Origin of the sequence: Microbacterium sp. Root280D1 (genome assembly GCF_001428975.1) — a bacterium.
Classification (GTDB): domain Bacteria; phylum Actinomycetota; class Actinomycetes; order Actinomycetales; family Microbacteriaceae; genus Microbacterium.
In genome coordinates this window covers 553035-569108 of record NZ_LMJK01000003.1, presented here as the reverse complement: position 1 = coordinate 569108, position 16074 = coordinate 553035, and the positions used below count along the sequence as shown (strand labels likewise).

The following is a 16074-nucleotide window of genomic DNA, read 5'->3' as shown; positions in this document are numbered from 1 at the left end:
TCAGACCTTGGCCAATCGTGCCGACGCGTGCGCCCGCATAGGAGTGCCGAGAGCCGCGATGTCCCAGGCCCAGAGCAGGTGGTTGTCGACGAGTCCGTACATGCGCGTCGCGGCGCCGTACTCCTTGGCACCCGCACCGCGGACGATCGCGTCGGAGGCGATGTCGATGCGCGGACCGTTGATCTCGCCGAGGTAGAGCTCGAGCGTCCCGTCGGCGTGTGCGAGAGAGACCTCGATCGGGAATCCGCCCGATGCCGCGCGCAGTTGCTCGACGTCGTCGACGCCGCGCGTGACCGGCTCGGTCAGCGGCGGCAGCAGCCCGGGGCCGGGATCGGCGGCGGTGGCCGGACGGCTGAGTCTCCAGAAACCGGTCTCGGCGACGAGCGGGAGGGAGACCGCCTGGTCGTCGCCGGTGAACGTCGCAGTGGCCGAGTAGTTGAGGAACGGGCCGCCGTCGTGGCTGAAGCTCACGCGATGCGTGAACTCACCCTGTAGACGCTCGTCGCCGACCGGATAGTCGATGACGCCGGTTCCCTCCCAGACGCCGATGAGCCACGAGAGCGGCGCGAGGTCGGCGGGGAGATCGGTGGGGAGCTCGAGCACGATGCTCAGCGCTGGCCGCGGAAGAGGTTTCTCAGCACGACGACCGAGACGAAGGCGATCGCGAGGCTCGCCAGGCCCAGGAGGCCGATGAAGAAGAGTTCGAGCGCCATGAGGTCCATGGCCACCACTTTACCCTGCGGTAGACCCGGTGTCTCGTCTGCGGATCAGGTGAGGAGTGCGGCCAGGCCGAAGCCGACGGAGATCACGCCCATCAGCAGCAGCGCACCGATCGTGCTGGCACCCACACGGAAGATGAAGCCCTGTGTGCGCCCGTACTGCAGCTGCACGGCGAAGGAGAGGAGCACGATCGCGCCGAACGCGACGAGCAGCCACGGCACCCGCCACTCCTCGGCGACGAAGATGCCCACGCCGACAGCGGCCACCAAGGCGACGGCCCAGACGATGAGCACGCCGACGAAAGCATTACGCGGTGCGAGCGCTGGATCCGTCATGACTCCATTGTCACCCATCAGCGCCCGGTATCATTGCGGCACGGCGTACCCCGCCGTCCGGAAGGAGTGCGTGTGGCCCAGGTCCTGGTGTTGACCAATGCTCCGGTCTCGGAGCAGGTCCTGCCCGCACTCGAGCTCCTCAGCCATCGAGTGCGTCAGATCCCGGCCGAGCCCGCCCAACTCGTGAGCGCCCCCGAGTACGACATCGTGATCGTCGACGGTCGTCTCGATCTCGTCGGGGCGAAGTCCCTCTGCCGCCTGCTGCGGGCCACAGGGCAGGACGCCCCGCTGCTGCTCGTCGTCACCGAGGGCGGCATGAGCGCCCTCTCGGGCGAGTGGGGCATCGACGACGTGCTGCTGTCGACTGCGGGGCCGGCCGAGACCGACGCGCGGGTCAGGCTCGCACTCGCACGCCGTGACGAGGTCGCCGAACCGACCCGCGTACAGGCGTCGGGCGTCACGATCGACGAGCAGTCCTATTCGGCGAAGCTCCGCGGACGCCCGTTGGACCTCACCTACAAGGAGTTCCAGCTGCTGCACTTCCTCGCCACGCACCCCTCTCGCGTGTTCACCCGCGAGCAGCTGCTCAGCGAGGTGTGGGGATACGACTACTTCGGCGGCACCAGAACGGTCGACGTGCACGTCCGCCGACTGCGGGCGAAGCTGGGCGACCAGGAGCAGATCATCGGCACGGTGCGCAACGTCGGCTACCGATTCAACGTCTACGACGAGGAGCCGGTCGCCGCTGCGCGCTGACGCACGAGAGGTCAGTTCACGCGCGCGACACCTCACGGTGCTTAGATGTACCCCATGATCGATCCCGCACTCGCCGACGCAGGTCTCGGTGACGCTGAAGATGACGACTTCGATGCCATCGAGTCCCCGGACGCGCTCCTCCCCGACCACCGCTACCTCGATCGTGAGCTGAGCTGGCTCGCGTTCAACCAGCGCGTGCTCGAGCTGGCGGAGGATCCCTCGCTCCCCGAACTCGAGCGCGCGAACTTCCTCGCCATCTTCGCGAGCAACCTCGATGAGTTCTTCATGGTCCGCGTCGCCGGGCTCAAGCGTCGCATCGTGACCGGCCTGGCCGTGCCCACCAACATCGGCCGCTCCCCCGCCGACGCCCTCGCCGACATCGCTCGCGAGGCGCACGCGCTGCAGCTGCGCCACGCCGACGCGTGGAAGTCGCTGGTGCGACCGGCTCTCGCCGAATCCGGCATCGAGATCACCGAATGGTCCGAGCTCAGCGACGACGAGCGGTCCAAGCTCTCCGAGTACTTCGGCGCGCAGGTCTTCCCCGTCCTCATGCCGCTCGCGGTCGACCCCGCGCACCCCTTCCCGTACATCTCGGGACTGTCGCTCAACCTCGCCATCCGCATCCGCAACGCCCGCACCGGCCGCCAGGAGTTCGCCCGCCTCAAGGTGCCGCCCATGCTTCCCCGCTTCGTCGAGGTGCCCGGAACCGGCGAGATCAAGCGCTTCCTGACGCTCGAGGAACTGATCGCCAACCACCTCGGCGACCTCTTCCCCGGTATGGAGGTCCTCGATCACCACGCCTTCCGCCTGACCCGCAACGAGGACGTGGAGATCGAGGAGGACGAGAGCGAGAACCTCATCCAGGCGCTCGAGGCCGAGCTGCTGCGGCGCCGCTTCGGCCCGCCCATCCGCCTCGAGATCACGGACGACATGGACGAGGTCACGATGGACCTCCTCGTGCGCGAGCTCGAGATCACCGACCAGGAGATCTACCGCCTGCCCGGGCCGCTCGATCTGCGCGGCCTGTTCGACCTGTCGCGCATCGACCGACCCGATCTCCGCTACCCGCCGCATCTGCCCACCACCGCGGTCGCCTTCCAGCCCACCGGCAGCAACACGCGGGCCGACATCTTCAAGGCGATCCGCAAGTCGGACGTGCTCGTGCACCACCCGTACGAGTCGTTCACCACCAGCGTCGTGGCGTTCCTCGAGCAGGCGGCGCGCGACCCGCACGTGCTGGCCATCAAGCAGACGCTCTATCGCACCTCGGGTGACAGCCCGATCGTCGAGGCGCTGATCAACGCCGCCGAGTCCGGCAAGCAGGTGCTGGCGCTGGTCGAGGTCAAGGCCCGCTTCGACGAGGCCAACAACATCGTCTGGGCGCGCAAGCTCGAGAAGGCGGGAGTCCACGTCGTCTACGGCCTCGTCGGACTCAAGACCCACTGCAAGCTCGCCCTCGTCATCCGCGAGGAGGACGGCGTGCTGCGCCACTACTCGCACATCGGCACGGGCAACTACAACCCGAAGACCAGCCGCATCTACGAGGACTTCGGGCTGTTCACCACCGACGCCCAGGTGGGCAAGGACCTCACGCGTCTGTTCAACGAGCTCAGCGGCTACGCGATCGAGAAGAAGTTCAAGCGCCTCCTCGTGGCGCCGCTTCACCTGCGCAAGGGACTGGTGCGCCAGATCGACCACGAGCGCCGCAATGCCGAGGACGGCAAGCCCGCCGGCATCCGCATCAAGGTGAACTCGATGGTCGACGAAGAGGTCATCGACGCGCTGTACCGCGCCAGCGCCGCCGGCGTGAAGGTCGACGTGTGGGTCCGTGGGATCTGCAGCCTGCGCACCGACCTCGAGGGCATCAGCGACAACATCACCGTCCGCAGCATCCTCGGCCGGTACCTCGAGCACTCGCGCATCTTCGCATTCCACAACGACGGCGACGCCCAGGTCTACATCGGCAGCGCCGACATGATGCATCGCAACCTCGACCGCCGCGTCGAGGCGCTGGTGCGCGTCACCGACCCCGTCCACATGAAGGATCTGCTCGATTTCTTCGATCTCGCCATGGACCCGGGAACCACGTCGTGGCGCCTCGGAGCCGACGGCGTCTGGACCCGCCACGCCGAGGATGCCGCAGGCAAGCCCCTCGTCGACCTGCAGGACAAGACCATGGGGTTGATCCAGCGGCGTCGTCGAGCACGGGCGGTTCGATGAGCGCGCACACGAGCACCCAGACCGCACGGTCGAAATGGACGGACAAGGCCGTGTATGCGGCCGGCGCGGTCGTGTGGAGGCTCATCGACGGCAAGCTGCGCATCCTCCTGATCCATCGCACGAAGTACCGCGACGTCACGCTCCCCAAGGGCAAGGTGGATCCTGGCGAGATGCTCGCCGAGACCGCGGTGCGCGAGGTGCATGAGGAGACCGGCATCCGCGTCTCCCTCGGCGTGCCCGTCGGCGTCAGTCGGTACCACCTGCCGTCGAGCAAGCAGAAGGTCGTGCACTACTGGGCGGCCGAGGCGACGGCCGACGCGATCCGCGCCTCGACCTTCGTGCCGAACCGCGAGATCGCCGCGCTCGAATGGGTGAGCGTCAAGAAGGCCCGCGCCCGGCTGAGCTACCCCGTCGACATCGAGATCCTCGACTTCTTCACGCAGCTCGTCGACGACGGCGTGCTGCGCACCTTCCCGATCATCGCTCTGCGTCATGCGAAGGCGCTGTCGCGCTCGGACTGGGACGGGGCGGATGCCGCACGGCCTCTGACAGACCGCGGCGAGCAGCAGGCGAAGTCGATCGTCGGTCCGCTGCGGGCCTTCGGTGTGCGCAAGATCATCACGAGCGATGCCGTGCGCTGCATGCAGACCGTGGCGCCCCTCGCGAAAGCCCTCGACCGCAAGACCGTCACCACCCCGAAGATCAGTCAGGATGCGTGGGAGGACGGCGACGACGATCTGCGTTCCGTGGTCGGCCGGCGCGTGCGCTCCGGCAAGCCCGCGGTGCTGTGCAGCCATGGCCCGGTCCTCCCCGGAATCCTGACGGAGATCGCGCTGGCGACCGGCACCGTCCGCGGCTCGTACGTGAGCAGCGCAGCCGACCTCGAACCGGCCGCCTTCTCGGTCGTCCACCTCTCGGCGTCGAATCCGGGGTCGGGGATCATCGCGATCGAGACGCACATCCCCAAGGCGTGACACGGACCGGCTCGCGCTGCGAGCTGTGGGAAGGCCGCACCCGGTTCCGGGTGCGGCCTTTCGCATGCCCCAGAGAGACGCGTGCCGTTCACCTCCCGTTCACCTGCGCGGGAGAGTCTCGTTAACCGCCGCACATAGCGTCACTGTGTGCCCTGCACCGGGCCCCACCCATCAAAGATCGAAGGATCCACAGTGAAGATCTCCCGAATCGCACGTATCGGCGCCGTCGGCGCCGTTGCCGCTCTCGCACTCGCCGGCTGTGCCGCGAACGAAGGCGGAACCGGCGGCTCCACCGACGCCCCGAGCGAGTCCACGCTCTCCGGCACGATCGAGGCCACCGGCGCCTCCTCGCAGGAGGCCGCGCAGCAGTCCTGGGTCGCCGCATTCCAGACCGCCAACCCCGACACGACGGTGAACTACACCGCCACCGGTTCGGGCACCGGCCGCGAGAACTTCATCGCCGGCTCCTCGAACTTCATCGGCTCCGACCGCGCGTTCGACGCCGACGAGCTCGCCGCAGGCGGCTTCGGCTCCTGCACCTCCGACGACATCGTCGAGATCCCCGTCTACATCTCGCCCGTCGCCGTCGCGTTCAACCTCGAGGGCATCGACGAGCTGAACCTCGACGGCCAGACCATCGCGAAGATCTTCTCCGGCGCCATCACCAACTGGAACGACGCCGCCATCGCCTCGCAGAACGAGGGCGTGGAGCTTCCCGACCAGGCGATCGTCCCCGTGCACCGCGCAGACGCGTCGGGCACGCAGGAGACCTTCACGAAGTACCTCAGCGCCGTCGCCCCCGACGTGTGGACCTACGAGGCCAGCGACGAGTGGCCGCTGTCGACCGGTGAGGCCGGCGACGGCACCTCGGGCGTCGTCGACGCGATCACCAACGGTGTCGGCTACATCGGCTTCGCCGACGCATCGCGCACCGCTGACCTGGGCCAGGTCGCCGTCGAGGTCGAGGGCGAGTACGTCGCGTACTCCGCCGAGGCAGCCGCAGCGCTCGTCGAGGCTTCCCCGCTCGAGGAGGGTCGCTCCGACCACGACCTCGCGTACGCCGTCGACCCGGCCGCAGCGCCCGCCGGCTCGTACCCGATCGCACTCGTCTCGTACCTCATCGGCTGCGTCGAGTACGACGACGCCGAGACCGCCGGTCTCGTGAAGGCGTACTTCCAGTACGTCGCGTCGGCCGAGGGCCAGGACGCTGCAGCAGAGGCCGCGGGCAGCGCCCCGATCTCGGACAGCCTGCGCGAGCAGATCAACACGGCGATCGACGCGATCGTCACGGAGTGATCGACGGCTCAGCACACCGCTGAGCCCCGGTCCCGACGCCCCCGTGGTGTCGGTCGTAGGACTCGACCGACACCGCGGGGGCACCCGCATGAAAACCCCGAACGTCCCTCAGAGCCTGGAGTCGCTCCGATGACCACAACCTCAACGGGTCCCGATACCACCCGTTCCACCGGGACGCGCACCGCTCCCCGCCGCCGCGGCGACCTCGTCTTCTCGGGCACCGCGCTGGCGGCGGGAATCATCATCCTCGTCACCCTCGCCGCGGTGGCCGTCTTCCTCATCGTGCAGGCGATCCCCGCACTGTCGTCCGACACCTCCAACAACCACATCCTCGAAGGGCAGTCGTTCCTGTCGTGGGTGTGGCCGTTCGTCTTCGGAACGCTGTGGTCGAGCTTCATCGCCCTCGTCATCGCCGCCCCGATCGCCATCGGCATCGCGCTCTTCATCTCGCACTACGCCCCTCGCCGCCTCGCCGGCGTCCTCGGCTACATCATCGACCTGCTGGCAGCCGTGCCCTCGGTCGTCTTCGGCCTCTGGGGAGCGCTCACCTTCGCGCCGATGCTCGTGCCCTTCTACAAGTGGCTGAACACGAACCTCGGCTTCATCCCGCTCTTCAGCGGAACGCCCTCCGGAACCGGCAAGACGATCCTCACCGCCTCCCTGGTGCTCGCGGTGATGATCCTGCCGATCATGACCGCGATCTGCCGCGAGGTCTTCCTGCAGACGCCGAAGCTTCACGAAGAGGCGGCCCTCGCGCTGGGAGCCACGCGCTGGGAGATGGTCCGGATGGCCGTGCTCCCCTTCGCACGCAGCGGAATGGTGTCGGGCGCGATGCTCGGTCTCGGTCGCGCACTCGGCGAGACGATGGCAGTGACCCTCGTGCTCTCGCCGCTCGGCATCGTCACCTTCAACCTGATCAACCCGGAGAACCCCACGACGATCCCTGCGATCATCGCGCTGCGGTTCCCCGAAGCCCACGACGAAGGCGTCAACACGCTGATCGCCGCGGGTCTGATCCTCTTCATCGTCACCTTCGCGGTCAACTTCGTGGCCCGCTGGATCGTCTCGCGCCGCGCCGAGTTCTCGGGAGCCAACTGACATGACCGCCACTCTCACGCCCTCACCGTCGCCCGCGTCCGTCGTCGCCCCGACGCACATCACCTCGGCCGGCCACCTGCCCAAGTGGGCCCCCTGGGCACTGCTGCTGGTCGCATTCGTCGTGTCGGCGACGATCTTCGCCTTCATGAACGTGGGCAACGACCCCGCCGACTTCAACATCGCGCTGACGCTCGTCGTCGGCCTGCTGTTCTACATGGTGCTCATCATGGTGATCTCCACCGTGGTCGAGAGCCGTCGCCACGCGATCGACCGTCTCATGACGGCGCTGGTCTCCGGCGCCTTCGTGGTCGCGCTCCTGCCCCTGATCTCGCTGCTCTACACCGTGGTCGTCAACGGCCTCATGCGGTTCGACGGAGAGTTCTTCAGCTTCTCGATGCGCAACATCGTCGGCGAGGGCGGCGGCGCGGTGCACGCCATCTGGGGCACGCTGCTCATCACCCTCGGCGCGACGATCATCTCGGTGCCGATCGGCCTGATGACCTCGATCTACCTCGTCGAGTACGGCGAAGGCCGCAAGCTCGCGCGCGGCATCACCTTCCTCGTCGACGTCATGACCGGCATCCCGTCGATCGTCGCCGGTCTCTTCATCTACTCGGTCTTCTCGATCATCGTCGGACCGGGCACGCGAATGGGCATCATGGGTTCGCTCGCGCTCTCGGTGCTGATGATCCCGGTCGTCGTGCGCGGCTCGGAAGAGCTGCTGCGCATCGTGCCGAACGAGCTCCGCGAGGCGGCCTACGCACTCGGCGTGCCGAAGTGGCTCACCATCCTCAAGGTCGTGCTGCCCACCGCGATCGCCGGAATCCTGACGAGCATCATGCTGGCCATCTCGCGAGTGATCGGCGAGACCGCCCCGCTGCTGCTCACCGTCGGAATCGTGCAGGGCATGAACCTGAACATGTTCAGCGGCCAGATGGCCACACTGCCGGTGTTCTCGTACATGCAGGCCAAATACCCCGGCATCCCCGTCGATGCCTACCTCGAGCGGGCCTGGGCAGCCGCCCTCACCCTGATCGTCATCGTGATGGTGCTGAACCTCCTGGCTCGCGTCATCGCCAAGGTGTTCGCCCCCAAGATCAACGGCCGCTGAGCCGTCATACCCGACTGAAGAAGAAGAAGGATTTCACGTGTCCAAGAGCATCGAAGTCAACGACCTCAACGTCTACTACAGCGACTTCCTCGCGGTCGAAGGCGTCAGCATCGACATCAAGCCCAACACCGTCACGGCCTTCATCGGCCCCTCGGGCTGCGGCAAGTCCACGTTCCTGCGCACCCTGAACCGCATGCATGAGGTCATCCCCGGCGCGCGCGTCGAGGGCGAGGTGCTGATCGACGGCAAGAACCTCTACGGCACCGGGGTCGACCCCGTGCTCGTGCGCCGCCAGGTCGGCATGGTCTTCCAGCGCCCGAACCCGTTCCCGACCATGTCGATCAAGGAGAATGTGCTCGCGGGCGTCAAGCTCAACAACACGCGCATGGCCAAGAGCGACCAGGATGCCCTGGTCGAGAAGTCGCTGCGTGGGGCGAACCTCTGGAACGAGGTCAAGGACCGCCTCGACCGCCCGGGCTCCGGCCTGTCCGGCGGTCAGCAGCAGCGTCTCTGCATCGCGCGTGCCATCGCCGTCTCCCCCGACGTGATCCTCATGGACGAGCCCTGCTCGGCGCTCGACCCGATCTCGACCTTCGCGATCGAGGAGCTCATCGCCGAGATCAAGACCCAGTACACGGTCGTCATCGTGACGCACAACATGCAGCAGGCGAGCCGCGTGTCCGACAAGACGGCGTTCTTCAACATCGCGGGCACCGGCAAGCCGGGCAAGCTCATCGAGTACGACGACACCCGCACGATGTTCACCACTCCGTCTGTCCAGGCCACCGAGGACTACGTCTCGGGTCGCTTCGGATAAGCATCCGCCTCAGCTTCGACCCGGACGCCCGTTCTTCGCGGGCACAGCTTCGGAGCTGCTGGTCCGAAACGCCGTGCGACCCTCTGGTCCCACGGCGTTTCGTCGTTTTAGTCCGAATCGGTGCCCGGGGCCAGACCGCGGCACTCATCCTGCAGAGACGAGCCAGGACGAATTGCGTCCACAGATGCCGGCATCATGGTCGAGAACGAGCATCGGGATCGCGGATGCTCCTCTGATGTGCAGCTCATCATCGATCGAGATCTGGACCTGGCGCGATCTTCGGGCGAGAAGCTCACGCCGGGCTCTCGACGCTCGCGTGCGGCGCGGGCAGCTCCGTCGAATCCGACGGGGGGTCTACGCTGCCGACACGGCCTGCGCGAGCGCCGTCGAGGCTGCTGAGCATGGAGGCTCTCTGGGATGCGCCAGCGCAGCACGGCACCTCGGCATCTGGGTTCTCGAGGATCCAGCTCTGCACGTCTGGCTTCGCGCAGACAGACACCATCACCCAGGCGTCAGCCGTGAGTGCACCTGCATCCGTCATTGGGATTCAGGCGCTTCCTCGCGAACGTTCGGGCTCCCTTCGGCACCTCGGATACTGCTGCAGATGCTCCACTGCCGCGGCGGCGAGGCGTTCTTCGTCGCGCTCGAGTCCGCGCGCCGCCTCGGCCTGATCGACGGCGATGGGCTGCGATGGCTGCGGCTGCACGTCGATACCTTTGGACGAGACCTGATCGACTTCTCCCGCGCGGATGCCGACAGCGGCCTGGAGTCACTCGTTCGGCTGCGACTCCGCAAGTACGGATGGTTCGTCCGCTGCCAAGTGCGGTTCGTCGCGAGCGGCATCGTCGATCTCATGATCGATGATTGGCTTCTCATCGAGACGGATGGCAAGGCGAATCATGAGGGACAGTCGCATCGACACCGCGATCTCACCCGGGACGCCACGGCCGCAGCGTGGGGGCACGCCACACTTCGGTTCGACTATGCGATGGTCATACATGACTGGGATCTCGTCGAGCGAGCGATTGTCGGAATGATGGCGCTCAGGCCCTGATCATACTCGGATCAGCGCCCCATTTACGGGCACAACTTCGGATGCCGGTCGACGACGCGCCGATCCGGGTGATTGCGCGCGGCGGGTCGGTCGAGAGCTCCGAAGTTGTGCCCGTAGCGGGCGGTCGGGACAGGCGCACGGCACCTCAGTCGCGGGGCGAGAGGAGGTAGTCGTTCAGCTCGGCCGTCAGGGCGTGATCGACCGGGATGTCGACTCCGTCGACGGCGGTGATCGGGGCGGCGAGGCGAACGCTCGAGACCAGCCATGCGGCGTCAGCCCGGGGAAGGTCGGATGCCGGCACTCGGCTGTATTCTGCGACGAGCCCCTTCCCGGCAAGGTAGTCGTAGACGCTCAGCTGCGTCGTGCCGTGCAGGATGCCGCCGTTCGGGGCCGGTGTCACGAAGCGATCCCCGACACGCAGGATCAGCGACGCGGTCGGCGCCTCGAGCACGAAGCCGTCACGCGACAGGAAGATGGCGTCGTCGGCTCCTCGTCGATGCGCCTCGCGAAGCGCCGCCATGTTCACGGCGTAGGAGAGCGTCTTGGCGCCCAGCAGCAGCCACGGTGCTTTCTCGGCCACGTCGAGGTCGTATCCGCGGTCGAGGGTGACGACGCGGATTCCCTGTTCCCGCACAGTCGAGAAGTCGGATGCCGGCGCCGCCGTTACCCAGGCCGTCGGCGTGGGGCCGTGCTCGACGCCTCGGCTGAGGATGAGCTTGATGACGTACTCGCCCTGCTCGCAGTGTGCGGCGGCCCGCTCGATCGCCTGGTGCCACTGCGCCTGGTTGGGGAGCGGCAGATCGCACAGCTGCGCCGAGTGAGCCAACCGCTCGAGATGCGGCACGACCTCCTGCGCATGACCGTCGATCACGCCGATCGACTCGAACACTCCGTCGCCGCGCTGCGTGCTCAGCTCCCCCACGCTGAGCGCGGGAGCGGCCGCATCGACGAGAGTGAAAGTCTCTGCGAAGTCGGAACGGTCGACGTCAGCCGCCGCAGGATCGATCATCAGAGCAAAGCGCCGTGTCATGATCCGAGCCTAGGGCCCCGGGAATAGCTGCAGCATGATCTTGTTACAATGGAGTGGCCGGGCCGCATAACCCCGGGCTCCAATTTTTGCCGCTGCGAGCGGCCTTCCGCCGAGAGGCGTTTTTGCGGCCCGGTCTTTTCATACCCGGGCCGGGGTTGTGCCCGTGGCGAGTCCGCGAGGGCGCGCACTCACCCGGACGCGTCCGCTCAGGCGAGGGCTCCGGAACGCCACAGCACAGCGGAGGCCGACAGATCCTGCGCATAGCTGCTCAGCCGCAGGGCGCGGGTGGTGAGCTCGCTGGCGCGCGACGGCTCGGTCGGCTCGTAGTCGTCCGCCGTGTGCGTCGCTCCCGAGGCCTGGACCCGGCAGAACGCGGCCGCCCGGTCGAGGGCGACCGCGAAGTCCCCCCGGAACGCGCCACGGAGGATCGTGTCGATCAGCGCGACGAGCTCATCGGGGTTCGCCGGCACCGGCGCCCCGGCGATCACGGCATCCACCGACGCCAGTTCCACCCTGCCGCGCTCGTAGAGCAGGGCAGCGGTCTGCGGGTCGCCGTGGATCGCCAGCTGCAGGATGTAGAGCCGCCAGAGGGCGCCCGGCAGGGTGCGGGACGGTGCCTTCGACCAGAGCTCGGCGATCTCGTCGATGCCGTGCTCATCGGTGAAGGCGACGAGTCTGTCAGCGCTCACACCGCTCTCGTCGGCACGGACACGGGTCAGCAGAGCGGATGCCGTCGCGTGCGCGATGCGCGTCTCCTCGGCGGGATCGTGACTGCCGACGATGTTGTCGAAGGCGCTGGTGGGCCGGCGCACCGGACGGGAGAACTGCTCAGGCATCAGTCCAGGGTACGCGCGATCCGGGAGGTCAGGCTGTCGGAATCACGACGACGGGGTCGGTCGTCGGCAGGCCGGAGGGCGAACCGCCGTCCTGCTCCACCGTGACCGCGATCACGTCGCCCGCCTGCATCTCTCCGGCGAGCACTGCCGTCGCTTCGCCGTCTTCGGCCGCGAACACGCCTGCCGGCACCGGGGTGTCGCCTCGGACGTACCAGAGCTCGTAGGTCTCCCCCTCGGCGAGCGACGGGATGCCGTCGGTCACGAGCACGGACTTGCCGAGCGACGCCGACCAGTGCGCGGTCGCCGTGCCACCGCTCTCGAGAGAGACGCTGGCCTGCTGAGCATCATCGGCCGACTGGATGTCCTCGAGAGCGACGACGCTGGCCGGACGGTTGATGTACGTGTTGATCGCGACAGCGCCCGCTCCCACACCGACGAGCAGTGCGAGGCACGCGGCGAGCGCGAAGAGGAAGCGGAGGCGGTGTGCCGGAGCCTTCGGCGCGGCTTCCCCACCGAGAGCGGTCGGAGCGGAGTCCTCCGCAGGCGCGGCATCCGACGTCTCGTCCGCCAGCGCGTCAGGTGTCGAATCGGCGAGCACGATGTCGCCGTTCTGCGGTGTCTCCGCGATACGTGCGAGCAGCGTCGCGCGGATGTCGGGCGACGGAACCACCGGAGCTGCGCCGTCGGCGAGGAATCCTGCGCTGTCGGCATCCGCATCGACGATGCTCTGCCACTCGGGATGCGCTGCGAGAGCGGCGTGATAGCGCTGCTGGTCATCGGGCGACAGCGCGTCGAGTGCCGCTCCTGCCGCGAGTTCTGCGAATTCCTGCTCGTTCATGCCGTCACCCCCATAGCTGTCCTCAGACGCGAGAGCCCATCTCGCATCCGTGTCTTGATCGTCCCCAGCGGTGCCCCGACGAGCACTGCCACTTCGTTTTGACTGTAACCGCCGTAGTAGGCCAGGACGAGAGCTTCGCGCTGAGCCTCAGGAAGGCCCGAGAGTGCGTGAACGACCTTCTCGCCCTCGATGCCCAGCTCCACCGTCTCCGCGACACTGTCGTGCGCGACTCCGATATCCCTGAACCCGGCTCGCACGTCTCGGTCCGCACTGGACTGGGACGCCCGAACCCGGTCGACCGCACGACGGTGCGCGATCGTCATCACCCAGGTTCTTCCCTGTCCCTTGTTCGGAGCGAACTTCGTAGCGGATTGCCAGATCTCCAAGAAGACTTCCTGAAGCACCTCTTCGCTCTGCGAGCGATTGACGAGAACCCTGAGGATGAGGCCGAAGACACGGGACGACAGACTGTCGTAGAGCTCCGCGAACGCGCGCTGATCGCCGCCGCCGATGCGCAGAAGCAGGTCAGCGACAGCATCCCGAGCCGTACCGTCTTCCGGTACGTCCATTCCGTCGATGACCATCTCTACCAGCATGCCGCATTCACCCCGCTTTCCCGTGCAACCGCCACCCGAAAGTGACGGAAATGAGTCCTCTTAAGTGCGGTTCGTCGAATGATGTTCGCGGCCGACCCCCGGAACGGATTGGATTCGACGACTCGAAAAAAACTTTGCGATTTCTCCCATCCGATCCCGACGGGGCTCCGAACGACTGTCAACGCCACGGAGAGGCCGTGGCAGTGTTCTGAAGGAGCTTGAGATGTTCAGCACCAAGAAGAAGGTCACCGCAGCCATCACCCTCGGCCTTGCGAGCGCATTCCTGCTCTCCGCATGTTCCATGGGCGGCACCACCGAAGAGCCGGCAGAGTCGACGGCCCCCGAGTCGTCCGAGACGATGGCTCCCGAGACCGAGACGATGGACCCGGCCGCCAACCTGGTCGGCCCCGGCTGCGCCGCATACGCAGAGGCTGTGCCGGACGGCGCAGGCTCCGTCGAGGGCATGGCTCTCGACCCGGTCGCCACCGCCGCATCGAACAACCCGCTGCTCACCACGCTGGTGGCGGCAGTCAGCGGACAGCTGAACCCCGACGTCAACCTCGTCGACACGCTCAACGGCGACGAGTTCACCGTCTTCGCTCCGGTCGATGACGCCTTCGCGAAGATCGACCCGGCCACCATCGAGGCTCTCAAGACGGACAGCGCCACGCTGAGCTCGATTCTGACGTACCACGTGATCCCCGGACAGCTGACCCCCGATGAGATCGTCGGAACGCACGCCACCGTGCAGGGTGCAGACGTCGAGGTCACCGGCAGCGGCGACGACCTGATGGTCAACGACGCGACCGTCATCTGCGGTGGAGTCCAGACCGCGAACGCCACCGTGTACCTCGTGGACACGGTTCTGATGCCCCCGGCCGAGTAAGGCCCGGGAACGCCGAGGCGGACACTCGGTAGGCCATCTCACCTCTCGGGGGAGGTCGGTGGGATGGTGCAAGGAGCCGCTGACGACATCGTCGTCAGCGGCTCCTTCTTTGCGCCCTAGACTGGAGGGGCGGGCCTCTAGCTCAGTTGGCAGAGCATCGGACTTTTAATCCGCGGGTCGTGGGTTCGAGCCCCACGGGGCCCACCGTTATCACCGTCGGCCGGATCCGGCCACCCCCTTCACCGCATTCGCGTCCTGCGAGAGAGTCGTGGCATCCCCATCCGGGACATCCACCCCACGAAAGGACGCATCATGGCGACTCTCACCGACAGCCGAGTGGCATTCCTCGCGACAGACGGATTCGAGGACAGCGAGCTGACCAGTCCGTGGGAAGCGGTGCAGGGCGAGGGCGCGAGCGCCACGCTCATCGCACCGGACGGACAGCAGATCACCGGCAAGAACGGTCACGTGCAGCACGTCGACCTCACCTCCGAGAAGGCCACGGCCGACGAGTTCGACGCTCTCGTGCTTCCGGGCGGTGTCGTGAACGCCGACCACCTGCGGCTCGACAAGGCATCCATCGACCTCGCGCGCTCGTTCTTCGAGCAGCACAAGCCCGTCGCCGTCATCTGCCACGGCGCCTGGATCCTGATCGAGGCCGGCGTGGTCGACGGACGGACGCTGACCAGCTACCCGAGCCTCGCGACCGACCTCCGCAACGCCGGAGCCACCTGGGTCGACGAGGAGGTCGTGGTCGATGCGGGGCTCGTCTCGAGCCGCACGCCCGACGACCTTCCCGCGTTCAACGCGAAGCTGATCGAAGAGGTCGCTGAAGGCAAGCACGCCGAGCAGACCGCGTGATCTGAGCACCGGGCGGTCCGGTGTCAGGCGCCCGCGCGCGCCCGGTGACGCCGGACCGCCGCTCTGTTCGCACAGCGCACCGAACAGAACCGCTGGCGGCCGTTGCGCGTCACATCGACGACCACGTTCGTGCAGGGCGAGGCCTCGCAGCGCCCGAGTCGATCCATGCCGCGGGTGACCAGGTGCAGCGAGGTTCCGACGGCGAAGATCGCACGGAGAACGTAGGGCAGAGACTGGACGTCGTCGCGGTAGTGCAGGTGCCAGCCTTCGCCGTCGTGGTTCGTGAGGCGAGGGTAGGCCGCCGCCTGGGCCATCTGCGCGTTGAGGATCTCCGCGCGGGCGTCCGGGTCCCGTGCGTCGACGATCGTCAACCAGTCGTCGACCACTTCTCTCACGCGTGCGCGGTCGTCCGCCGCGGGTGGGAACGTCATCGTCATCCCCATCTCGAGTGTGCGCTCCTCGATGCCCGGACGGTCGGCGGGGAAGTCGTCGGCGAGGGATGCCGCGAGAAGCACCGCGTATTCTCCGTAAGGGTTGAGATGCATAAGGCCATTACATCACGCTGGAGTCATGACCTCCCTGCACACTCTGCCGATCCCTCACCAGACAGCGAGAATCCACGAGCACGCCTGGACCGCGGACTCCC

General features: G+C 67.2%; 17 protein-coding genes and 1 tRNA gene. 11 read left to right on the top strand and 7 right to left on the bottom strand.

Annotated features, from left to right (window positions below):
- Both ASE34_RS15205 and ASE34_RS15200 read right to left on the bottom strand, forming a co-directional pair.
- Positions 1-603: an FABP family protein gene (locus ASE34_RS15205; protein ID WP_053097319.1), complete on the bottom strand. Its 603-nt coding sequence runs from the start codon at positions 601-603 to the stop codon at positions 1-3.
- A 164-nt stretch (positions 604-767) separates the two neighbouring features.
- A complete protein-coding gene (locus ASE34_RS15200) occupies positions 768-1055 on the bottom strand; it encodes a hypothetical protein (RefSeq protein WP_053099202.1) in 288 nt (95 codons plus the stop codon).
- Between the two features lie 72 nt (positions 1056-1127).
- Here ASE34_RS15200 and ASE34_RS15195 point away from each other — a divergent pair, with 72 nt between their 5' ends.
- From ASE34_RS15195 to ASE34_RS18205, 8 genes are all read left to right on the top strand, one after another.
- Positions 1128-1811: a winged-helix domain-containing protein gene (locus ASE34_RS15195; protein ID WP_053097321.1), complete on the top strand. Its 684-nt coding sequence runs from the start codon at positions 1128-1130 to the stop codon at positions 1809-1811.
- Between the two features lie 54 nt (positions 1812-1865).
- Positions 1866-4031 carry an RNA degradosome polyphosphate kinase gene (locus ASE34_RS15190; protein ID WP_056279877.1) on the top strand — a complete coding sequence of 722 codons (2166 nt, stop codon included), beginning with the start codon at positions 1866-1868 and terminating at the stop codon, positions 4029-4031.
- Positions 4028-5005: an NUDIX hydrolase gene (locus ASE34_RS15185; RefSeq protein WP_053097325.1), complete on the top strand. Its 978-nt coding sequence runs from the start codon at positions 4028-4030 to the stop codon at positions 5003-5005. Before ASE34_RS15190 ends, ASE34_RS15185 begins: the two co-directional genes overlap by 4 nt.
- 192 nt (positions 5006-5197) lie before the next feature.
- Entirely contained in the window at positions 5198-6301 is a 1104-nt protein-coding gene (pstS, locus tag ASE34_RS15180) for a phosphate ABC transporter substrate-binding protein PstS (RefSeq protein ID WP_053097327.1), read from the top strand.
- Between the two features lie 129 nt (positions 6302-6430).
- A complete protein-coding gene (gene pstC, locus ASE34_RS15175) occupies positions 6431-7399 on the top strand; it encodes a phosphate ABC transporter permease subunit PstC (protein ID WP_053097329.1) in 969 nt (322 codons plus the stop codon).
- A gap of 1 nt (position 7400) precedes the next feature.
- Positions 7401-8510: a phosphate ABC transporter permease PstA gene (gene pstA / locus ASE34_RS15170; RefSeq protein ID WP_053097332.1), complete on the top strand. Its 1110-nt coding sequence runs from the start codon at positions 7401-7403 to the stop codon at positions 8508-8510.
- 37 nt (positions 8511-8547) lie between these two features.
- Positions 8548-9327 carry a phosphate ABC transporter ATP-binding protein PstB gene (pstB, locus tag ASE34_RS15165; RefSeq protein ID WP_045254296.1) on the top strand — a complete coding sequence of 260 codons (780 nt, stop codon included), beginning with the start codon at positions 8548-8550 and terminating at the stop codon, positions 9325-9327.
- 604 nt (positions 9328-9931) lie between these two features.
- On the top strand, positions 9932-10381 hold the full coding sequence (locus ASE34_RS18205; RefSeq protein ID WP_230100380.1) for a DUF559 domain-containing protein: 450 nt from the start codon (positions 9932-9934) through the stop codon (positions 10379-10381).
- Between the two features lie 145 nt (positions 10382-10526).
- Here ASE34_RS18205 and ASE34_RS15155 read toward each other — a convergent pair whose 3' ends face one another.
- The 4 genes from ASE34_RS15155 to sigK all read right to left on the bottom strand — a co-directional run bounded on the left by ASE34_RS15155 (position 10527) and on the right by sigK (position 13681).
- Positions 10527-11411, bottom strand: coding sequence for an aminodeoxychorismate lyase (locus ASE34_RS15155; protein WP_056279875.1), 885 nt, complete (start codon positions 11409-11411; stop codon positions 10527-10529).
- 206 nt (positions 11412-11617) lie between these two features.
- Positions 11618-12247: a hypothetical protein gene (locus ASE34_RS15150; RefSeq protein WP_053097335.1), complete on the bottom strand. Its 630-nt coding sequence runs from the start codon at positions 12245-12247 to the stop codon at positions 11618-11620.
- 28 nt (positions 12248-12275) lie between these two features.
- On the bottom strand, positions 12276-13085 hold the full coding sequence (locus ASE34_RS15145) for an anti-sigma factor (protein WP_056279873.1): 810 nt from the start codon (positions 13083-13085) through the stop codon (positions 12276-12278).
- Positions 13082-13681 (bottom strand): ECF RNA polymerase sigma factor SigK, encoded by a 600-nt coding sequence (gene sigK / locus ASE34_RS15140; RefSeq protein ID WP_200955184.1) that lies wholly within the window; start codon positions 13679-13681, stop codon positions 13082-13084. Before sigK ends, ASE34_RS15145 begins: the two co-directional genes overlap by 4 nt.
- 223 nt (positions 13682-13904) lie before the next feature.
- On the opposite strand from sigK, the gene ASE34_RS15135 reads away from it, so the two are divergent.
- From ASE34_RS15135 to ASE34_RS15125, 3 genes are all read left to right on the top strand, one after another.
- A complete protein-coding gene (locus ASE34_RS15135; RefSeq protein ID WP_053097339.1) occupies positions 13905-14567 on the top strand; it encodes a fasciclin domain-containing protein in 663 nt (220 codons plus the stop codon).
- A gap of 131 nt (positions 14568-14698) precedes the next feature.
- A tRNA-Lys gene (locus ASE34_RS15130) sits at positions 14699-14771 on the top strand.
- Between the two features lie 108 nt (positions 14772-14879).
- Positions 14880-15428, top strand: coding sequence for a type 1 glutamine amidotransferase domain-containing protein (locus ASE34_RS15125; RefSeq protein WP_053097341.1), 549 nt, complete (start codon positions 14880-14882; stop codon positions 15426-15428).
- 23 nt (positions 15429-15451) lie between these two features.
- On the opposite strand, the gene ASE34_RS15120 is transcribed toward ASE34_RS15125, so the two are convergent.
- Complete coding sequence (locus ASE34_RS15120; RefSeq protein ID WP_056279871.1) at positions 15452-15973, bottom strand: CGNR zinc finger domain-containing protein; 522 nt, start codon at positions 15971-15973, stop codon at positions 15452-15454.
- Positions 15974-16074: the final 101 nt, after the last annotated feature.